Origin of the sequence: Streptomyces albidochromogenes (assembly GCF_005981925.1) — a bacterium.
Taxonomy (GTDB): Bacteria; Actinomycetota; Actinomycetes; order Streptomycetales; family Streptomycetaceae; genus Streptomyces; species Streptomyces albidochromogenes.
This window is the reverse complement of sequence record NZ_VBVX01000060.1, coordinates 1-19,748: the sequence shown is the minus strand read 5'-3', so window position 1 is coordinate 19,748 and position 19,748 is coordinate 1. Positions and strand designations below refer to the sequence as shown.

Sequence of the window (19,748 nt, the reverse complement as noted above, 5' to 3'; positions counted from 1 at the left end):
CGTGGTCGCCCGGTAACGCAATCGTCGGTATACGAAGCCGACGGTATTCTCGGTCGCCGGGCTGACGGGCTCCTTCTCGCCAAGACGACGTGTCCTCCATCCAGCTTACCTAGATGGAGATTTCCCGCACGCGCACGGAGAGAGGGTGAGCCGACTGGACCGTCATGGCGGGCTCCGGGTCGTCCTCCTGAATGACGCTCATGTCCGACGGATACCGCCGCGGCCGCCCGGCACAGACGCCTCCCTGGCCGAACCGGCAGGCAGGTTCCGTGCATGGTCAAGAGGCCGTGCTTGGCTGTTCAGTCCGTCACCGAGGGGACGGCGGCACCGACCGGCGGCGGCGTACCGGCGGCCCGGCCGAAGTAGTCGACGGTGCCGGGGTCGGTGTCGAAGAGCGCTCGAAGGTCGAGCCCCTTGCCCGCGAGAACTGCGCAGTCGGGGACGATCAGCGACGCGTCGGCGGCGGACCGGATGTCCGGCAGCTCGCCGCCCGCGAAGCAGGGGTCCACGCTCAGACCGGAGGGCCGTCCGTCGGCGCGCTCCTGACCGGTTGCCGTTCGCCAGGTGTCCAGGTCCGGGTAGGAGCGGGCAGCCCAGTCGATGCTCCAGGAGCCTGCGGGCGTGGAGTAATTGTTGCCCTGAAGGACGACGTTGCGGGGTCCGAGCCCTTTCTCGGCGGTGATCAACGGGGCTTTGTCGGTAACGAGGATGTTGTTGCGTACGGTGACACCCGTTTGCCCCTCCCGCAGTCGGACGGCGGGGCCCGGGCCGTTCGGGGAGTCGGACATGACGAGGGTGTTCTGGTAGATGTCCAGATCCCGGATGTCTTCGCCATGGATGGCCAGTGCGCCGTTGACGGGAAGTTTGCGCCCGTTGTCGGTCGCGATGTTGTAGCGGATGGTGTTGTCCCGGTGCGCCCCGTTCTTCTTGCTCGCGTACGCGTAGTATCCCGGTCCGTCGTTCTGGAACGCCAGGTTGTACTGGATCGTCGATGACGAGACATTCGAGTCGAGGCCGAAGCCCGCACCGTCAACGGCGTTGCCAGTGTGGTTGCGGAAGGACGTGTTGTGCTCCAGCAGGACTTCGGTGGCGTCGTAGGCCCAGATGCCCACGGGGCCGGCGGGTGCCGCGGCCGCGGCCCGGGTTCCGTTGTCGTGCGCGCTGGAGTCCCGGACCGTCGCGTCGCGCACGCCGCCGAGGATGATGCCGTTTCCGGAGTGGGTCTCTGTCGTCTTGGGGTCTCCGGTGTTGTGGTGGGCCTCGACCCTCTCGACGAGGATGTTCCGGTGTGCGTACGAGGGGCGGGCGGCGTTGAAGTCCGGACCGTAGGTCAGCAGTCCGACGTCCTTGTTGTCGTGCAACTGCGCTTCGCTGACCCGCACGTTCATGAATCCGGCGCTTCCTTCCGCGCCGCCGACGGCGATTCCCGCGCGGAAGCCGGAGACGTCGACATGGGAGACAGTGACATGGTCGAGTTGCTCGCCGCCCGGCAGGTCGCTGTAAAGGTTGATGCCTCCTTCACGGAGGTAGGAGCTGCCCTTCCCGGTCACCTTGAGATCGCGGATCTCGACGCCTGCCGTGTTGTGGACGGAGAGACCGGGGGTGCCCGTCGCCACGACTGTTGCCCGTCCCCCGCCGTACGACCCGATGACCACAGGCCGGTCCGCGCTGCCCGCTTCCGCCTCGCCCACGGTGAGGGTGCCGGCGAACAGAGCCCCGCCCTTCAGCAGCAGCTTGTCGCCGGCGTCGAGCGCGGTGCGTTCCGCGCGTGCGAGGGAGCGCCATGCCTCGCCTGGTGACGTGCCGGCGCTCCGGTCGTCGCCATCGGGGCTGACGTAGTACGTGGTGGACGGCGGCGCGTAGTGGGGCGTGGCGGAGCAGCCGGTGCCGGCGAGGAGGAGGGTGGCGGCGGTGAGAGCGGTCGCTGCGGCTGTCCGGTTCATGATGTTCAAGCCTCCACGGGGTCCGGGTGCAGGCGGTGCGGGCCCCGCGCGGAGTGTCGCGGTTCGGGCTCCGGCTGTGGGAGGCAGCGGGCGGTGAACCAGGCGGCGGTGTACCGCAGCCCCTCTTCGACCGGTACGAGGGGCATCCAGCCGAGCTGTTCGCGGGCCCGGGTGATCACGGGCCGACGGCGGGTGGGATCGTCGACGGGCAGCGGGAGGTTCTCGATTCGTGACCGCGACCCAGTGACCTGGAGGACGAGTTCCGCCAACTCCCGGACGGTGTGCTCGACCGGGTTGCCGAGATTGATCGGACCGCTGAGATCGCGGTGGTCGATCATCGCGGTGATGCCGCGCACGAGATCATCGACGTAGCAGAAGCTGCGGGTTTGGCTGCCGTCGCCGTAGACGGTCAGCGCCCTGGCAGCCAGGGCTTGGCGCACGAACGTCGAGACCACACGGCCGTCGTACGGCCGCATCCGGGGACCGTAGGTGTTGAAGATCCGTACGATGCCCGCGTCGACGCCCAGGCTGCGCCGGTACGCCATGGACAGTGCCTCCGCGTAGCGCTTGGCCTCGTCGTAGACACTGCGCGGGCCGACCGGATTGACGTTGCCGCAGTAGTCCTCTGGCTGGGGGTGCGTCTCGGGGTCACCGTACACCTCGCTGGTCGAGGCCAGGACGAAACGCGCGCCGTGCCGCAGGGCCAGTCGCAGGGCGTTCTCTGTGCCCCGGCTGCCGGCCGACAGCGTTTCCAAGGGCAGACGGTGGTAGTCGGGCGGCGACGCGGGACTGGCGAGGTGTGCTACGGCGTGCACCGGCCCGGGGATGTCGAACGCCGTCGTCACATCACCGCATACGGTCCGGAATCGGGGGTTGGCGCGCAAGTGGGCGACGTTGTGAGGCTCACTCGTGCAGAAGTTGTCCAGACACCACACGGTGTCTCCTCTGCGGAGCAGTTCCTCACACAGGTGGGATCCGAGGAATCCGCCACCGCCTGTGATCACGACTCTCATGACGTACCTCCCATGGGACGGCCCAGTGCGTGCAGGGCCCAGCCGGCCGCGCGCCAGGGTTGTGCGTCGAGGCTGTTGCGGGCGTCCAGGAGCAGCGGTGTGCGCACCATGGTGGCGAGCGCTGCGGGGTCGATATCCCGGTACTCCGGCCAGGACGTGAGGTGCAGGACGAGATCGGCGCCCTCGCAGACCTTGGGGATGTCCAGGGCGTACGTCAGGTCGGGCAGGGCAGCGCGCGCGTTGTCCAGGGCCTGTGGGTCGTGTACGCGCACGGCGGCTCCCTGCTCGTGCAGGGCGGCGGCGACCGCGAGGGCGGGCGAGTCGCGTACGTCGTCACTGCCCGCCTTGAACGAGGCGCCCAGTACCGCGACCCGGCGGCCGGCGAAGGAGCCGCCGGTCAGCTGCCTTGCCCGGGTGACGGTGCGCTGCCGCTGGTGGATGTTGATGCGGTCGACCTCGTGCAAGAACGCCACCGACTCGCCGGCGCCGAGCTCCTCGGCGCGGGCCGCGAAGGCCCTGATGTCCTTGGGGAAGCAGCTCCCGCCGAAGCCGAGCCCGGGTTCGAGGAAGCGGTTGCCGATGCGTGAGTCCGCGCCGATGGCTCTGGCGAGGACCGTCACGTCGGCACCCGCCGCGTCGCACACCTCGGCCATCGCGTTGATGAAGGAGATCTTGGTCGCGAGGAAGGAGTTGGCCGCCACTTTGACCAGTTCCGCCGTGGCGGGGTCGGTGCTGAAGAACGCGGCGCCTGCCCGCAGCAGGCTTTCGTACACGGCCCGCAGCGTCGCCTCGGCGTGCGGTGATGAGACGCCCACCACGATTCGTTCGGGCCGCATGGTGTCCTCGACGGCGGAGCCCTCGCGCAGGAACTCGGGGTTCCAGGCAACCTCGGTGTCGCGGGCGACCTCGGCGAGCCGTCGCCCGAGCCGGGCCGCTGTGCCGACGGGCACGGTGGACTTGCCCACGACCAGACTGCCCGGCCGCAGGTGCCGCGCCAGCTCGTCCGTCACGGCGTCGATGTACCGCAGGTCGGCGGCCTTGCTGTCGGGTCGCTGCGGGGTGCCGACGCAGACGAAGTGCGTCCGTGCGAAGTCGGCGCCTTCTGCGAGGGAGGTGGAGAAGCGCAGGCGGCCCGATGCGACGGTGCGGGCGAGGAGTTCGTCCAGGCCGGCCTCGCGGATGGGCGCGCGCCCCGCTGCCAGGGTGGCGATCCGGTCGTGGTCGATGTCGATGCCGAGGACTTCGTGGCCGATCTCTGCCATGCACACGGCGTGCACCGTTCCGACGTACCCGGTGCCGATGACTGTCATTCGCATGACGTCACTCCTAACGGTTCGGCTGCCGGGCGGAACCGGCATAGCCAGAGGGGTTGAGTTGCTGGAACCGCCATGCGTCACGGCACATGTGGGCCAGGTCCCGAGTGGGTTGCCAACCCCAGGCCTGCGCCACGGCGGTCGCGTCGGCGACGAGTTCGGTTACGTCGCCGGGGCGGCGGGAGACAATGTCGTACGGGAGGGGCCTGCCACACGCCTCGCCGAAAGCGGCGACGACCTCGAGGACCGACCGGCCTTTGCCGAGGCCCAGGTTGTACGTGTGCATGCCGGGGCCGTCGGCGAGGTGGTCGAGCGCCACACGGTGCGCCTGGACGGTGTCCATGACGTGCAGGTAGTCGCGGATGGCGGTTCCGTCGGGCGTCGCGTAGTCGCCGCCGAACACATGGAGCCGGTGGCGCCTGCCGACGGCCACCTGCGCCAGATAGGGCATCAGATTGTCCGGCGTCCCGCTGGGGTCCTCACCGAGCAGTCCGCTGGGGTGGGCGCCGACCGGGTTGAAGTACCGCAGAGAGAGCACGGTGAACTCCGGGATCCGGTGGCACACGTCGGTAAGGATCTGCTCGCACGCCCACTTGGAGGCCGCGTACGGATTGGTGGGCCGGGCGGGGGTCGCCTCTCCGAGCGGCCCTCGGCCGGCATCGCCGTACAGCGAGCAGGACGAGGAGAACACCATCTGGTGCACTCCGTGTTCGTGCATCGCCCGCAGTAGGGAGGTCGTCCCGCCTACATTGGTGTCGTAATACTCGATGGGCATCCGTGTCGACTCACCGACGGCCTTCAGAGCGGCGAAGTGTACGACGGCGTCCACAGAGTGACGGTCGAAGACTGCCGAAAGGGCGCGCCGATCACGGAGGTCCAGCTCGTACACGGCGCCGACGAAGCGGTCGGCGATCCGTTCTATGCGGGCGAAGACCTGGGGTGTGCTGTTGGAGTAGTCGTCCACCACGATCAGTTCGTAGCCGTGGTCGAGGAGTTCGACGCAGGCGTGGGAGCCGATGAAGCCCGCCCCGCCGGTGACGAGGATCGTTGACAGTGAGCTCATGGGTCCGGCTCCTTGGTGTTCGTGCGTTCGTGAGTTCGTCGCCACCGCACTCACCAGCCCAGGACGGCGGCCGCGTAGGCCGGATAGAAGACGATCGCCGTGGCGGCGGACGCCGACGACAGCAGGCCAAGTGCCAGGGGCAGGCGGGCGGTCACCAACGTGGCTGCGAAGCGCGTTCCTGACGCCCTGGCTGCCTCCCGCACGTGGAGTACGGGCACGGCGAGTGCGACAGTGGCGTAGGCAGCGGCGGCGACGACACACAGGAAGACGTAACCGGCCGCCGGGCTGGTCAGCTCCCCGTAGAGGGCGACCGCGGACAGGGCCACGGCAAGCCCTGCGAACGGCGCGGTCAGTCTGGCGAGCAGCGGCCGAGGCCCATCCGTGTCCTTGGGGGTGACCTTGAACGTCAGCGGGCGGGGCCGCATCTTCTGGTGAAGCGCCCCGATCAGGCCCCAGGTGACGAAGGGCCAGCGGGCGAGCGCGAACAACCAGGTCTCCCAGCTCATGACGGGGGCGGTGCGCGGGCGCATCAGCTGCCTGCGTCGCATCAGCCACAGCGTCAGCATCAGCCACAGGGGCATTGACCAGAAGTGGATCAGGAAGTCGAAGTAGTTGACATTCATCCACGGCAGTCCGGTGATCACCGCCACCGGCGGAAGGATCAGCCCGGCGACAATCATCAGGCCGAGGAGCGGGTAGTACGCCAGGGCGTAGCCGAAGCGCAGCCGCAGCAAGGCGGGCAGCCGCTTCAGGTGGCGCGGGAGGAGGCCCAGCAGCATGGTGGTGAGGCTGCGGGACCACTGGTATTCCTGCGTGACCATGTCGGCGAAGGTCAGTGGCCCGTCCCCGTGCGCTTCGGCGTCGATGGCGAAGGCGCCGTGCCAGCCGGCTGAGTTGAGCAGATAGGTCGTGGAGAAGTCCTCGGCGAGTTCGGGCCCGAGGCCGCCAATCTCCCGCAAGGCCAGGGTGCGTACCGCGTAGTGGGAACCGATGCACATCGGGGCGAGACCGTCGCTGTGGCCCAGCTGCACGGCGCCGTGCCAGATGGCCTCGCGGTGCAGCCGGCCACGTGCCGCCCAGGACGCCGCGTCGGTGGCATCGCACATGCTGGGGGCGGCGACGTAGCCGATGGCGGGGTCGTCGAACGGCCGTACCATTTCGGCGAGATACGTCGGAGCGGGTACGTGGTCGCAGTCGAGCTGAGCCACCACGGCGTAGCGCCAGTAGCCCCAGTGGTCGTAGAAGTAGGCGAGGTTGCCTTCCTTGCAGCGCGTACGCCGCGGCCATCCCGCCCGGTGGTACGGAACCACTCCGCGCCGGCAGGACACCTTGACGCTGTGCCGCCTGCACCACAGCTCGGCCTCTTCGGTGGGGTCCTCGTCGCACAGCCAGACGTCATAGGCGTACGGGTAGTCCTGGGCCAGCATGGCTTCGAGGGTGGGGCGGACGGTGGGCCACGGCTCGGAAGGGGCGCGGGTCACTACGAAGGCCACTGCCACCGAAGGGATGGGCAGTGCCGGGTCGATGCGGCGCAGCCGCAGGGCCGTGACGAAGAAGTAGCAGGGGAGGACGGTGAGGTACAGCAGAAGGAGGCTGTTGACGATCAGCCCTGCCCAGCCTGCTTGGTGCTCCGGTTGCAGCCACCACGACCAGAACCAGAGGAACGACGCTCCCCAGCCCGCGGCGATCGTCCACAGTGCGGCCCGGTCCCGGACCGGAAGCACCGGCACGAACGTCGCCCGGCGGACCGTGCGGAGGGGGTACGGGTGCTCGAAGACGGGGCCCGCATCAGTGATCCGGACTACATTTCCGTCCGAGATCCGCGCCAAGTGGTCCTCCACCTGGGCGCGATCTGCCAGTTCAAGCTCGCTGTGCGTCATGGCCGACGCTCCTGAGTAACCAAACCTTGTACGTCAACGTGTCAACGCTGTATGTCCACGCTGTACGACCACACCATATGTTCCCGATGTAAGTTAACGTTGTATACGTCCGATTTTGTGACCTTCGATCCTTGATGTCAAGCGGAGGACGGTCATGGGGAAACAAGCGAACGCCGGGCCCGACGGGCCGGGCCGGCGGGCAAGCGACCAAGGCCGCTTCGGCCCGCTCAGGAGAGAACGCATACTGGCTGTCGCCCTGGACGTGGTCGATCGCGACGGCCTCTCCGGGCTCACCATGCGCAAGCTCGGCGCAGAACTGGGTGTCGAGGCGACGGCCCTCTACCGGTACGCCCCCAGCAAGGACGCGTTGCTGGACGGGGTGGTCGAGGAGTTCTACCGAGAACTGGACCATGACCTGACGCCCGGACCACGGCCCACACCGTCACCGGCCCAGGACTGGCGCGCGGAACTCCACCGCATTGCCCTGGCCGCCTACGACGTCGCCCTGCGCCACCCCCACGTGGTGCCGCTGATGTGCGCGCGCCTGCTCGCCACACCACTGGCACGCAGACCACCGCCCATACTGCGGAGCGACGAGCATGTACTGGCACTGCTCCACGACGCCGGCCTCGACAACCCCAGCGCCGTGCGGATCCACCGGGCCTTCACCGCATGGCTGCTCGGCTACCTCCTGGTGGAGCTGCGCGCCATGGACGACGACCCGGACGAAACCGACCCGGCTTTCCGGCTTGGCCTCCACCGCATACCCGAACGGGAATTCCCCCGCCTGCGGGCGACAGCCATTACCCTCGCCGACCGGGGCGGCCCCGTCGAACTCGAGGCGGGCCTGGACGCCCTGCTGCGGGGAGGCCCACTGCCCCGCACCACCCGCCGCATGGAGCACTGACGGTTCGCGGCTGTTCAACCTCGCCAATCGGCCCGGCGGCTGAGTGAGCGTCAGCCAACGGCGTTCACCGAACCCGGGTTCGGATGGGGCCTTGCGGGCTACCACCTGATCACCAAGGCGCGGGACGTCCCTTACGATACGGCCGACCAGTGCCCTGAAACGAACGACTCTGGCGCGAAAGCGGTGGTGACGCTGTCGCTGGCTCCCCGGCCGGGCGTCACAGTGCCTCGACACGCCGAGGCGTGCGCCGGCAGTGAGTCCCGTGCGTACACCACCTGGGCGCGCGAAGACCGGGCCGGCCGCCATGGCGGCTGTGTACTTGACGGCCGATGGAGTGAGACGCGGTGGCCGTGGCGGAGCGGCAGGCCGGGTCGATGTCCAAGACCTGCACAGTGGAAGGCGTCGACTCCAAAACGTCTGCGGTTTGGAGTAGCAGTCGAAGTCCCGGAAGCCGTCACACGCCGCCCGGGACTTCGCCTTGCTCGCTGACTCCACTGCGTGTGAGGGCGAGTCCCTGGCTGGCGGAAGTAGTTGCTCCTCAACGCCCTCGCTGGTGATCAGCAGGGGCAGTGCGTGCGGCCTTTGGCCGCAAAGTCACATTCTTGAATCCGTCATCGACGATCCTCCGCCTTCCGTCGCCTCACCATCCGGGGCCCCGAGAAGAGAACCGGCTACCGCTGCGCCGGTCAGCGCAGCTGAATGCGTGGTCACAACGATGTACGGGGGGCGGTCGGCGTCCGCGAGACCGGTGGAGAAAGAGGCCACGGCCGCCCGAGCTTTCCCCACTCATGCTGATACGGGCGACAGTAATGAACACGGGTTGCGGTCGGTGGGTGGGTGGTGGTGGTTGTGGCGCGCTGTGTGGCGTAGCTGTTACGTGATCGCAGTGTTTCGGCGTGCTGGTCACAGCGGTGTGGGGGAACGGTCTTGCCCCATAGCGCTTGACGGTGTGCGGCGTTTGATGCGGCATGGATCACTCGCGCGATGAGTACCGCATCGGACGTAACACAGCAGGGTTGTTCGGCCTCTCTCGGCGCGACGCTTCCCAGGAGGTTCACGAGGAGTGTCGGTGGTGCGCACAGCTGCGCGAAGCCGAAGTCGACCAAGCCCGCTCATCAAGACCCGGCAAGAACAGGAACGCCAAGCCGCAGGGCTGACCTGCTGGCCGCGTGACGGTTAGCGTCACTCCCGGATCAGACGGCGAGTCTCTGCGCTCGCCGCCCTGTTTCGGGAGCGAGTCGCAGCCGGCGGCGGCGTAACCCCCGGGCGTGACCGCATCGCTGTTCCCCGCCGCGTAGTCGTAGGAGGCGGCGGGGCTTGGCGGGGAAGGATGCGCTAGCGGCCGTGGGGCTGGCTGAAGCGGGTCTGTTGTCAGGGCAGGTCGAGGTCGGTCAGTGCTGTGGCGAAGCTCAGGACGGCGGCGAGGATGGCCAGGGTGAGGAGCAGGAGGCGCAGGAATCGCAGTCCGCGCGTCAGCCTGGCTGCTTCGGGCGCCGGCTTCTCGGGTGGGTGGGCTTGCGTGGGCCAGTTGTTGAGGGGTTCGGCGGGGTCCGCGTCGTCATTTCGCGTCATTGTCTGACAACGTGCGTGCGGCGGTGGGGGGACGGCGACGCCTGGGGACTGTCACAGGATCGGTACGTGCCTCGTGCCGGCGGACCGTCGCGTCGGGGGGTGCTCAAGGGGTTTCTCCGTCTGCAGCGGGAGCGGGGGAGGCGTCTGGGCAGTAGCTGGGGTGGTCTGGCCATAGGGCGGCGCCGGTTTCGGGTTCGTAGAAGCGCAGTTCGCCGCACCGGATGCACCGCTGGGCCTGGGTGGTTGATGGCAGGCAGTGGAACTCGCGGGCGTCGGCGGACAGTGCGTAGGGCTCGATCATGCACTGCTGGGTTCCCCCGCGGGCGAAAACGAAGTCCGTCTGACCGCATCCCGATCGGGTGGTGTCGTTCGCAGGATGCTGACACCAGACGCTCACCGCCCCCGCTCGCTTTAGCCGGCATGGTTGCCGGTCGGGTCGTGGGTTGTTGTGTCGTGCATGAGGTGTTCGAGGGTGGTCAGATCGTGGAGGGCGCCGGTGCCGTCCGGCAGGACGAGCCAGCGCAGACGCCCGCCTGCGGGTCGCGGCCAAGGGGTGGCGATCCAGGTACCGGTGCCGGCGCAGCGGATTCCGGAGGCGAACCAGCCGGTGGTGGCGCCGGGCGGCACGAAGAACCCGGTGAGCCTGGCGCAGGTGTCGAACAGGACCGGGCCGGGCCGTAGTCGACAGGAGCTGATGGCGCGTAAGAGGGTGAAGCCCAGGCGCTCGGGTGTGATCACGACGTCCCACCGGCGGCCGGCCGGAAGCAGGGCGACGTCCGGCTGGTGACGCCGCCACTGCCGGGCGCAGGCGACCGGATCCAACGCCGCGCCGGCCAGCCATTCCATCGCCACCGTTGTGTTCCCCATACGGACCACCCCTGTACTCCGAACCGGACGGAGCGAACAGCCGCTCCGACCAGTAACCATCACCGCTCGTCACATGTTGTCACCACTTGTTACCCAGAGTGCAAGGGGTCGTTAGCAAGAAGTTCACCGGAAGATGCGTCGCAGGCTCATGTCGCTCACGACGCTCTCCCTGGCCACTCATGGCGCCGGGCGCCGGAACGGGCATAGGCGTGGCTCTCGGGGGCAGCCGCTGGTCAGGGCGGCGTTCTGCGGCTGTTCGCCCATCGCTGCAGGAGCCGCCTGCCTCGCGTACTCACCTTGGGCTTTTTTGCGGTGTGCGTATGGGTATGCGCAGAGATGCGCAGAACGGCTGTTACCAAGATCCGGGTCGGCGGGTGGGGTGGCGCGTTGGGTGGCGTGTGTGGTGGTGCGCCGGAGCATGCAAGCGCTTTCCGTGTACGTTCAACGGGTGGGTGTAGCTGTCAGTGCATGTCAGGCTCACGCCTAACTGTCCATTCATGTGCTGTACATCCGCGTGTTACAGAAATGTCCGCAATCGGTAACACGGTGTCAGGCATACCCCACTGGCAGGTTCGGCGGTCCAGAGTTTGGGTCCTCGGCACCGACAGGGACCGAGACCCGCACCGCACCGCCGGCCCGGTTTTGGCTGGTGGTGCACATGATCTGAGGGGACATCACTCATGTCTGCTTCTTCCGCCCGCCGTCTGGCCGCCACCGTTCTCGCGGCCGGCGCGATCGTCTCCGCCGCCGCACTGCCGGCCATGGCCCAGGACCGCGACGGGGACCGGCGGCAGCGCCCGGGCGTCGAGATCAGCGCCGTCCAGGCCGACAGCCCCGGGCCTGAGAACCGGTCGAACCGGTCGCTGAACCGCGAGTGGATCGAGATCACCAACAACCACCGGCAGGCGGTCAACCTCAAGGGCTGGACGCTGCGCGACCGTGACGGCAACCGCTACCGCTTCGACCATGTCCGCCTCGCCGGCCGTGCGACGGTCCGGGTCCACACCGGTGTCGGCCGCGACACCCGTGCCGACCTCTACATGGACCGCCGCCACTACATGTGGGACAACCGTGCCGACACCGCGACCCTGCGCAACGACCGCGGCCGCGTCGTGGACACCGAGTCCTGGGGCCGCGGCGGACACCACCGCGGCTGACCCCACCGCCCGCACCTGACCGCGGGCACCGGGCACCACGGGGGCGGCGCGCCAACGGCGCGCCGTCCTCTTCGCGGCCTGTGCGCGCAAGGGCGGTTCTACGCTTCCCACGGCACCGGCGCGTGGTCGCTCTGAGCCCAACCGGGCGGGCTTACGTCATCGTGCCGGGGTGTCGGATGTCCGCGTACATCCGCGCTTTGACCCCGGCTTCCCCTGGGGTGCGCCATACCGGAGTGACGCCGGAGGTGGCCCATTGCCGCTGCAGACCGTCCATCACCGCGCGGATGGTCTCTTCGTCGGCGGCGGTGATGTCCAGGACTACCCGCCCCGGCTCGCGGATGTGCTGCTCGTCGACCTGTTCCATGCCTGGACCGACGCGCATGTCGCACGGGTGGTTCGCCGGCTGACGTACGACCACCCGTACGGGCGACGTAGCCCGAGATGCCCGCGAAGAGCCGGACGACGTGCAGGCGTGCGGCGCCGCTTGTTGAGCCGGCGGCCGGCAGTGGTCCGCCGGCCGCACCCGGCCGCCAGGACTGACGGACTCAAGCCGGACGCGCCCGCCAACCGTCCGACCACGCCAGCCAGACCGATTCCGGCCGCCTGAGGACCGGCGTGTGCTTCTCCCGCGCCGGGGCAGCCGCGAACCGTTTCACGTCAGCCCGGTCATCCCCGAACGGGTCGAGGAAGTCAGCGAGGCCACCGCGATCGAGCGCCGGGCGCGGTGCCATCCGCCGCGCTTGATGCGGCAACGCTTGGACGTCCCCGTGGCCGAGGCGCCGAGATTCGGGGAAGGGGTACAGCCCTCCAGTGGCCGACCCGGCCGCAGTCCGTGATGGGGGAGCAGCTTCGGTCGGGAAACCCCGGTGCCTCCGCGCTCGACGTTTCCACCAAGACGTGATCTAACGCTGTGCATAAACGTTCACTCACCGGGGCACCAGCACCAATGAGTCCCCCGGCCGGACGCCCCCCCGTTGTCCGGCCCCGAGATGGTCCCGCGATCTCACCCCCCCCAGAGATCGCGGGGCCACTCCCATTCCCAGGCCCGGCTGCTTCACGGGTTTCCACGTCCTGTACTGCTCCGATCCGAGCACCCTGTCCGAGGGTGGTCCGAACACGCCGCCGCCCCAGCGAGGGGGCACCGCTCGGTGGTCACGTCGGCAGAAGCGGGGGGCGCCTCGCAAGGCGCCTTTCAGGACAAGGGGAGTCGACAACCCCGACTACTTCACTGAGAGACCCCCTTGGAACTGGTGAAGTTCCTACCACCTGCCCAACCATCCTCCAGACAGCGCGCCGCCCGGATAGGCCGGCACGCAGCCACAGCACCGGACCCAAGGCTTCAAGAGGCCTGGGGCCCAGTGCACGGCAGGGGAGGCGGTCAGAGGCTGTCCGGGGCGGCCTGGGGGATCGTCACCGGCCCTGCCCAGTCCATCCCCAGCTCCGCAAGGGCGAGCTGATCGGCGGCCAGCCGGTCCCGCCTCGATTAGGTCGTCCCAGATTGACGCGTTCACCTAGTGCCGGGTCTGCCGGGCTCCTGTCATTCCATGACGTTGCCGTCTGGCTCTATTGACCGGTCTCGTGCCTGCAGAGGGCGACCTTCCAGGAGACACTCCACCGTCCGCGCGGTGCATGGCCGCTGGCCTCGCCCAGCACCTCCAGCACCCAGGCCCGTACGCGCAGGTGCGCGGCAGGACTGTCCGGCGGACGCTCCCAGCCGCTCCACCCCGGCGATGGGGGGCCCTGGAGGGCCGGGGGTGATCGCCTGACATGCTGGCGGCGTGATCGTTCCGTTCCTTGTCGGCATCGTGGTACTGGCCGGCGTCCTCACCCTGGCGGTGTGGATCTGCACCGAGTTCGTGCAGGCCTGCCGGGAACCGCGCGCCTAGCTTGGGCGCGTATCGAGTCGTGATTGAACTGCCTGCTGCGTGGGCCGGTGGTGGCCGCCTGCGTCGAGTCGCGTGAGATCATCCGTCTATGAGCAGCGACCTGGAAGTAAGCGCTCTGGCGATCAATGTCGTGATACCGCAGGCGCTCCGCTGGACGGACACCCGACGCGGTGAAGCGTTCACGCTGACCACACTCAACGTCCGGCTTCTCCCGGACGGTCACCTAGCCGTGAAGGCCTATGGCAGACCAGTCGGTGGTGGTCGGGGCGCATATGTCTCTTTCCCTGTCCCCGATAAACCCGAGCTGGCGGCCCTGGTCTCCGATGCTGCCAGCCGTGCCGGGGCGTTGTGGGCCGCTCATCGTGGTCTCGGCTGACCTCAGTTCGACTCGACAGCGGGCGGTGGCAATCCCAGACTCCGCCCTCACGGCGAAACCTGGGCCGGTAGACCTTCTTGCGTGACGCGAGTGCAACTGAAGGATGCAGCGTGGGAGTCCGTCTGTGCAGGGCGCGCTCGCTGACGGTTGTCTTAGCCTTGATTCACCGATCCGGCGTCTGTGGATAACTCTTCTAGAAAGAGGAAGTGCCTCGTGAGCTGCGATGATGGGAGTTCTTCAGGCTTCCAGCACGCACGATCAGCAAGTCACTTCCGAGAGGCAAGTTTCCCATACGTCGGCGGCGGTCTCCGCTGCGTTCGATGACCGAACTCGCCGGTCCTGTGGGAGTACGTCGACGAGGGCTGAACCCTGAGAGGACACCGCCACCGGGGGGCGTCAGCGTGCAGTCCACCGGTGGCGGCGACGCCGCCCGTGGAACCGCCCGGGGAACGTCGACGACCAAGTAGTGAGGCTGCGCGAGCCCCAGGAACATCAAGCCGCCGCTGGCGGACCAAGGAGCCACGATTTTGCGGTGCCCGGCCCAGGAGCAGGGGTGTGACATGCGTTGCGTTAGCTGTGGACAAGAGACTGAGTATGAACACGCGCCCCCCATGGGGGGCTCACCGGAGATAGGGTTGGTACACGTCAGCAGCGGTATGATGGCCTGTTTCCCGGAGCGTGGTCCGGCAAGCCCGATTGTCAAAGCTCCGGTGCCACCGCACCTCCGCCGCCTTCTGGAGCAGGGACCGCGGTTGCCTCCGCCGCCACCACCCGGATTCCTGATCGAGGAGGACGAGCCCGGTTCGGGGGCGTGCAGTCCAACGGCACTGTGACGTCCGTGTCACGCGGGCTGCCCCAGCCGTCGGAGCCCTGTCCGCCCCGGACCGTAGCCTGACCGCTGTTCGCACGGCACAGGAGGTACGCCCCGTGGATCCCACGACCGCCCGCCACATCAGGTCCGCCACGGCCCTGCCGGCGGACGCGCTCGCTAGCCTGAACCAGGCTTTCCTCCACCGGTGGCACCAGGGCGGCCTGGGTATCCGCCTCGGAGCATTCCGCGATCGACCACGCCGTCTCATCGGCATTGCTCTGTGCGTCGATGAGCTGAACCAGGTCCGTGAGGGCCCTCTCATACAGAGCAAGTCCGCCTGCGCCATCGCCGCACGGGCCGTGCACACGCGCGGAGAACTGACTGAGGATCAGCATCGCGCAGTCCTTGCCCCGTTTACCGCCGCCGGCGTCGCCGGTCTCGTGGAGTGCTCCCTCCTCGGGGTACATCGATCCGTGACGGCGCACTGTGCATGCTGGATCCTGGACTGTCGACTGCCCGTAGCCTTCCTCCATGCAGGCAACTTTGATGATCTACGACGGCACGGCCGCGCCCGATGCAGACGTGCCACGTACCGGGGGTGTGCCGTTGGCCCCCGAGGGGTTCACCTGGCCGGTGTGCGGCGACTACTGCGGAGGGCCGATGCAGTTCTTCGCGCATCTGCCGGTCGAGGACGGCGTCCTGTCGGTGTTCGTGTGCCAGAACGATCCAGGCGCCTGCGAGCTGTGGGACGCGACCTCCGGGGCGAATCGGGTCCTTCTCTTCCCGCACGCGGGACTGGTACCGGTGGTCGTACCCGAGAAGGGCGTGACGCTGCTGCCCGCAGTGTCGGCGATCACGACCCGGGTCGTGACGCTCGAACCCGAGGAGGATGACGGCGACGATCTCCCGCGTGACACATACGACCTCGCCCGTTCAGGGTGGGAGCGGGAGCCCGGCGAGCGGTTCGGGAAGCAACGCGAGGTACTCGGATCGCTCGGCGGCAGCCCCTCCTACCTGGACGACGACCGGTTGCCCGGGTGCCCATCCTGCTCCGGCACGACGGAATTCGCGGCACACTTGGAGGAGGGGATCGACCGGCAGACCGCGATGAACCTCGGCGGCCAGTTGGGCTACGTGTTCGTCTGCCGCCCCTGCTCCGAGGGCGCCTTCCTCACGGACTGAGCGCGCCTGCGGCGGCAGGCCCCGCCGCCTACACGGACGGGCCGCCCCCGCTCTCCTCCTCCGCCACAGCCTCCTCCGGGGTGGCCCCGTGAGTGTTCGGAACAATCCCTGATCCAGGAAGATTCCTCGGTGTCCAGTAGCACGTGACGGAGGCCCAGACCGCCGAGACGCCTGAGCCGAAGCAGCCGAAGACGGTTGACGGTCAGTTGATCCCCGAGTTGGTGGTGCGGGCTGCAGGCCGAGAACCTTCGGCTGACAGATGAGGGGGCATCCGTCAGCCGCTGACGAAGTGGCTGCCGCTGTCCGATCGGTGGTCGGGATCACCGACCACCTCGGCCCCGACAAGCACACTCCGTGTTCAGCGTCAAGGGGGCGGAGCGCGGGCAAAGGCGGCGGCGTCACCCTTTTGTGCCGCTGCCGTTGTTGTCGAACTTCTCCAGCGGCGTGCGGGCGCCGTCGCGGAACGCGTCGAGGCCCCTCTCGAAGTCGACCGCTGCCCCGCGAACAGCGCCGATTCGTCGGGTGCAACGTAGCGCGGCGGCGCGCCTGGGAGACGGCGCTCAGCTCAGCGGGATGTCCCAGGACGCCACATCGGCCGGATCGAGCGCTCGGGTGCGCGCGACCAGAACGGCCGGCTGATCACCGGGCAATGTGTCGAGCACCCGCTCCATGGTCTGATCCGTCGAGGAAGCGCTGGGGCCGGACAGTCGTTCGCGAAGCCGGTCCAGAGGGCCGGCGTCGGCGTTCCGGAGGAGGGAGCCGGAGAGCAGGAGGAGGGTGCTGCCAGGCGGAAGCGAAAACTCGCCGGTCGCGAACGGCGGCCCGTCCTGCCCCAACGCGGGCGTCTGGGGCAGCGGAGCATCGTTCCAGGTGCCGTCCGGGCCTGCGATCAGCAGTCCCTGTCGGCCAGCACGAGCGATGGAGCACTCCAGCGTTACCGGGTCATGCGCCGCGTAGACGCACGCGACGGCCAGGTGGTCGGATTCTGCGGCGGACGGACGTTCTTCCTTGAGTCGCGGTACTGTGTCGCCCAACCGGGCCACCAGTTCGTGTGGGTCGAGGTCCAGGGCCGACGAGGCGTAGACCGCCGAGCGCAACTGAGCCATTGCAGCGGCTGTCTCGGGGCCCTTACCTTCGACCGGCCCGACCACCAGGGCGACCCGTGCCCCGGCGAGGGGCAGGACGTCGAACCACGCACCGGCCCCCTGGCCGGCGGGCAGATAGCGGTGGGAGATGTCCACCGCGTTCTGACGGGTGGGGGATGGCTGCAGCAGGTGTCCCTGCAGCGCGAGGGCCACGGCGTGCGCATGTTCGTAGCGCCGGGCGTTGTCGATGCACAAGGCGGTGTGCGCCGCGAGGTTCATCGCAAGCCGCACGTCCTCCGCCTCGAACGCATCTCTGCGCTCCGGTCGCCCGAACCAAGCCACACCCAGCGGTACTCCTCGGCAGGCGAGAGGAACGATGAGCGAGTCATCGTTGGCGCCGGTCCGCTCGATGCGCGGATCGGTCCGGCCCAGCACATCAGTGAACGACGCCGTATCGACGGCCGCGCCGACCGCCGGGACCTGCCCCGAGCCGCTCGGCCACGCGGCCGCCCGTCGCAACTGCGGTTGTCCGTCCGTCAGTGATGTCTCCGCATCCGCCCCACGAAGCACCGCGTCAGTGAGCGCGACCGCCGAGACATCGGCCAGGACGGGAACGGTGATCTCGGCAAGGTCGTGAGCACACTGCAACGGATTGAGACTGGGGCCGATGCGCCCGCGCGCGTGGTCGAGGACGCCGAGGCGTTCACGGGCGTGCTCGCGCTGCGTGATGTCGACAGCGGCGGCCACCACGCCGGTCGCCTCGCCGGCGTCGTTCTCCAGCCGAAACATGGAGGTGGAAGCGACGTGTTCCCGGTCCGGATCCGCCGGTGGGTAGCCGCGGACCCGCACGTCGTAAACGGGGACGCCCGTGGCGAGCACGTGGCGAACGCTGCGCTCGATCGTGGCAGGACTGGCGCGCGTAGACCTCCGCCAAGGGGCGGCCAACAATGTCCGATTCCTGAACCCCGCGCATCCCGGCCGCACTGAGGTTTGCCCGCATTACGCGCAGGTCGTTGTCAAGAACATGTAGCCCCATGGGCGACTGACGGATACATCGCCCCCAGGATGCCTGATCACAGCCGCTCGGGGTCGTAGAGCGGTGTGCGCGGTGTGCGCGCTGCGGGAGTGCTGTCGTGCGCCCCCGCGGCAGCGTATGGGCAGCTGCCGGGGTGGGCACGTCGTTACGGGCAGCGCGTGACGACTGTGGCCCGTGGAGTCAGAGGAAACGGTCCTGTTTCTCTTGCGCGCGGTCCGATGGGCGGTCGTCGTCCGGCGTGCTGCGGGGGCAGGGATCGGAGGGAGTGTCGCGGTGGGGGTTCAACAGGTTCAGCTGGTGGCGGGTGGTGTGCCGGGGTTGGGTCACGTGGCGCGCCTGGTGCGTGATCCCCTTGGCTTCCTCACGTCCCAGCGGGGAGGGCCGCCAGTGGTGAGGATGCAGCTCGCGGGGCGGTCGGTGTATCTGGTCAACGATGCGGAGGCGGTCCACCAACTGCTGGTGTCGTCGGTGTTCGACAAGGGCGGCCCGTTCATGGACACGGCGCGGGTCCTGGTCGGCAATGGTGTGATCACGTGCAGCGACGCCGATCATCGGCGTCAGCAGCCGGTGATGCGGCCTGCGTTCCACCGCGACCAGGTGACCCGGTATGCCCCGGTGATGGGTGAGTGCATCGCGCAGGCGGTCGGCGGGTGGCGGGAAGGCGAGCGGCTCGATGTGGAAACGAGCATGTACGCGTTGGCGGCCCGGGTGGTGGGGCGCACCCTGATCGCGGCCCCAGACGGCCGTACGGCGGCCGACACCATGGCCGTAGCCCTGCCGGTACTGCTGGAGGGCATGTTCCGCCAGATGCTGGTGCCCTGGCCGCTGCTGCACCGGCTTCCGCTGCCGGCCAACCGCCGCTTCCATCAGGCACAGGCCCGCCTGGAGTCGGCCGTTCGCCACGTGATCGCGCAGTACCGGGCAGGGCAGGCGCCGGGGGGCGACCTGCTGTCCCTGGTGATGGCCGCGGTCGATGACGACGGCCGTCCGCTGGACGATACCGAGGTACGTGACCAGATCCTGTCGGTGCTCGCCGCGGGCGTGGAGACCACCGCCTCCCTGCTCGCCTGGACCCTCCATGCTCTGGCCGATCACCCGGACGTGGAGAGTCGGCTGTGGACGGAGCTGGACCACGAGCTCACCGGACGCACTCCCACCTACGCCGACGTCGCGCGCCTGCCCTACACCCGCCAGATCCTCACCGAGGTACTGCGGCTGTGGCCGCCGACCTGGATGCTCAGCCGTAGCACCCTGGAGCAGACCGTCCTCGCCGGCTTCACCATCCCCGCCGGCGCGGACGTGATCATCTCCCCCTACGCCTTGCAACGCGACCCCGCCGTCTTCCCTGACCCTGATGACTTCGACCCAGATCGGTGGCTGCCTGAACGGAGCACCCCGGCCCAACGCCAGGCGTTCACCGCCTTCGGAGGCGGGCGCCGCAAGTGCCTGGGTGAGCACTACGGCATGACGGAGGCTGTCCTCGCCCTCGCCACGATCAGCAGCCGCTGGCAGCTGCGCAAGGCCACTGCCTCGCCGTTGCGGCCCCTGCCCCGCTTCCTCCTCACCCCCAAGGCTGGGCCCCTGATCCCCACGCGCCGCACGCCTCCGGCCGCCATGCCCGGGCCTGTCGCGGGACAGGAACGATGAGAACCCCGGC

Annotated in this window: 14 protein-coding genes and 1 pseudogene; 5 read left to right on the top strand and 10 right to left on the bottom strand. The window is 68.7% G+C overall.

Translation table 11 applies throughout. The features are described from left to right. Window positions 1-299: 299 nt before the first annotated feature. Genes E2E34_RS11105 through E2E34_RS11085 form a run of 5 tightly spaced genes read right to left on the bottom strand, consistent with a single transcriptional unit; the run spans window position 300 to window position 7,212 of the window. Complete coding sequence (locus E2E34_RS11105; RefSeq protein WP_138901726.1) at window positions 300-1,943, bottom strand: right-handed parallel beta-helix repeat-containing protein; 1,644 nt, start codon at window positions 1,941-1,943, stop codon at window positions 300-302. Window positions 1,944-1,948: 5 nt separating this feature from the next. Beyond that, entirely contained in the window at window positions 1,949-2,956 is a 1,008-nt protein-coding gene (locus tag E2E34_RS11100; protein WP_138901725.1) for a UDP-glucuronic acid decarboxylase family protein, read from the bottom strand. Then, entirely contained in the window at window positions 2,953-4,272 is a 1,320-nt protein-coding gene (locus tag E2E34_RS11095; RefSeq protein ID WP_138901724.1) for a UDP-glucose dehydrogenase family protein, read from the bottom strand. Before E2E34_RS11095 ends, E2E34_RS11100 begins: the two co-directional genes overlap by 4 nt. Window positions 4,273-4,282: 10 nt before the next feature. Further along, window positions 4,283-5,332 carry a UDP-glucose 4-epimerase GalE gene (gene galE, locus E2E34_RS11090; RefSeq protein WP_208765207.1) on the bottom strand — a complete coding sequence of 350 codons (1,050 nt, stop codon included), beginning with the start codon at window positions 5,330-5,332 and terminating at the stop codon, window positions 4,283-4,285. A 50-nt stretch (window positions 5,333-5,382) separates the two neighbouring features. Beyond that, complete coding sequence (locus tag E2E34_RS11085) at window positions 5,383-7,212, bottom strand: glycosyltransferase family 2 protein (protein WP_138901723.1); 1,830 nt, start codon at window positions 7,210-7,212, stop codon at window positions 5,383-5,385. 154 nt (window positions 7,213-7,366) lie between these two features. On the opposite strand from E2E34_RS11085, the gene E2E34_RS11080 reads away from it, so the two are divergent. Beyond that, on the top strand, window positions 7,367-8,119 hold the full coding sequence (locus E2E34_RS11080; protein WP_138901722.1) for a TetR/AcrR family transcriptional regulator: 753 nt from the start codon (window positions 7,367-7,369) through the stop codon (window positions 8,117-8,119). A 1,371-nt stretch (window positions 8,120-9,490) separates the two neighbouring features. On the opposite strand, the gene E2E34_RS11075 is transcribed toward E2E34_RS11080, so the two are convergent. Continuing rightward, window positions 9,491-9,691 carry a hypothetical protein gene (locus E2E34_RS11075; protein ID WP_138901721.1) on the bottom strand — a complete coding sequence of 67 codons (201 nt, stop codon included), beginning with the start codon at window positions 9,689-9,691 and terminating at the stop codon, window positions 9,491-9,493. A 411-nt stretch (window positions 9,692-10,102) separates the two neighbouring features. Beyond that, entirely contained in the window at window positions 10,103-10,558 is a 456-nt protein-coding gene (locus E2E34_RS11070; protein ID WP_138901720.1) for a hypothetical protein, read from the bottom strand. A gap of 680 nt (window positions 10,559-11,238) precedes the next feature. On the opposite strand from E2E34_RS11070, the gene E2E34_RS11065 reads away from it, so the two are divergent. Beyond that, window positions 11,239-11,715: a lamin tail domain-containing protein gene (locus E2E34_RS11065; protein ID WP_138901719.1), complete on the top strand. Its 477-nt coding sequence runs from the start codon at window positions 11,239-11,241 to the stop codon at window positions 11,713-11,715. 151 nt (window positions 11,716-11,866) lie between these two features. On the opposite strand, the gene E2E34_RS11060 is transcribed toward E2E34_RS11065, so the two are convergent. Then, window positions 11,867-12,079: a DUF6207 family protein gene (locus tag E2E34_RS11060; protein WP_138901718.1), complete on the bottom strand. Its 213-nt coding sequence runs from the start codon at window positions 12,077-12,079 to the stop codon at window positions 11,867-11,869. A 1,610-nt stretch (window positions 12,080-13,689) separates the two neighbouring features. Here E2E34_RS11060 and E2E34_RS11055 point away from each other — a divergent pair. Then, complete coding sequence (locus E2E34_RS11055) at window positions 13,690-13,977, top strand: hypothetical protein (protein WP_138901717.1); 288 nt, start codon at window positions 13,690-13,692, stop codon at window positions 13,975-13,977. Between the two features lie 1,342 nt (window positions 13,978-15,319). After that, a complete protein-coding gene (locus E2E34_RS11050) occupies window positions 15,320-15,970 on the top strand; it encodes a YwqG family protein (RefSeq protein ID WP_138901716.1) in 651 nt (216 codons plus the stop codon). A gap of 560 nt (window positions 15,971-16,530) precedes the next feature. On the opposite strand, the gene E2E34_RS36370 is transcribed toward E2E34_RS11050, so the two are convergent. After that, the gene (locus E2E34_RS36370; RefSeq protein WP_244315630.1) at window positions 16,531-17,334 is read right to left on the bottom strand and encodes a PP2C family protein-serine/threonine phosphatase; all 804 of its coding nucleotides are present in this window, start codon (window positions 17,332-17,334) and stop codon (window positions 16,531-16,533) included. A gap of 495 nt (window positions 17,335-17,829) precedes the next feature. Continuing rightward, window positions 17,830-18,055, bottom strand: a pseudogene (locus E2E34_RS11040) (SpoIIE family protein phosphatase); the annotation flags it as partial. A 432-nt stretch (window positions 18,056-18,487) separates the two neighbouring features. Between E2E34_RS11040 and E2E34_RS11035 the strand changes: the two are divergent. Then, a complete protein-coding gene (locus E2E34_RS11035; protein WP_244315628.1) occupies window positions 18,488-19,738 on the top strand; it encodes a cytochrome P450 in 1,251 nt (416 codons plus the stop codon). Window positions 19,739-19,748: the final 10 nt, after the last annotated feature.

Coding starts and splice junctions, on each gene's coding strand:
- E2E34_RS11105 (WP_138901726.1), bottom strand. CDS start 1,943: ATGAACCGGACAGCCGCAGCGACCGCTCTCACCGCCGCCACCCTCCTC.
- E2E34_RS11100 (WP_138901725.1), bottom strand. CDS start 2,956: ATGAGAGTCGTGATCACAGGCGGTGGCGGATTCCTCGGATCCCACCTG.
- E2E34_RS11095 (WP_138901724.1), bottom strand. CDS start 4,272: ATGCGAATGACAGTCATCGGCACCGGGTACGTCGGAACGGTGCACGCC.
- galE (WP_208765207.1), bottom strand. CDS start 5,332: ATGAGCTCACTGTCAACGATCCTCGTCACCGGCGGGGCGGGCTTCATC.
- E2E34_RS11085 (WP_138901723.1), bottom strand. CDS start 7,212: ATGACGCACAGCGAGCTTGAACTGGCAGATCGCGCCCAGGTGGAGGAC.
- E2E34_RS11080 (WP_138901722.1), top strand. CDS start 7,367: ATGGGGAAACAAGCGAACGCCGGGCCCGACGGGCCGGGCCGGCGGGCA.
- E2E34_RS11075 (WP_138901721.1), bottom strand. CDS start 9,691: ATGACGCGAAATGACGACGCGGACCCCGCCGAACCCCTCAACAACTGG.
- E2E34_RS11070 (WP_138901720.1), bottom strand. CDS start 10,558: ATGGGGAACACAACGGTGGCGATGGAATGGCTGGCCGGCGCGGCGTTG.
- E2E34_RS11065 (WP_138901719.1), top strand. CDS start 11,239: ATGTCTGCTTCTTCCGCCCGCCGTCTGGCCGCCACCGTTCTCGCGGCC.
- E2E34_RS11060 (WP_138901718.1), bottom strand. CDS start 12,079: ATGGAACAGGTCGACGAGCAGCACATCCGCGAGCCGGGGCGGGTAGTC.
- E2E34_RS11055 (WP_138901717.1), top strand. CDS start 13,690: ATGAGCAGCGACCTGGAAGTAAGCGCTCTGGCGATCAATGTCGTGATA.
- E2E34_RS11050 (WP_138901716.1), top strand. CDS start 15,320: ATGCAGGCAACTTTGATGATCTACGACGGCACGGCCGCGCCCGATGCA.
- E2E34_RS36370 (WP_244315630.1), bottom strand. CDS start 17,334: ATGAACCTCGCGGCGCACACCGCCTTGTGCATCGACAACGCCCGGCGC.
- E2E34_RS11035 (WP_244315628.1), top strand. CDS start 18,488: ATGCAGCTCGCGGGGCGGTCGGTGTATCTGGTCAACGATGCGGAGGCG.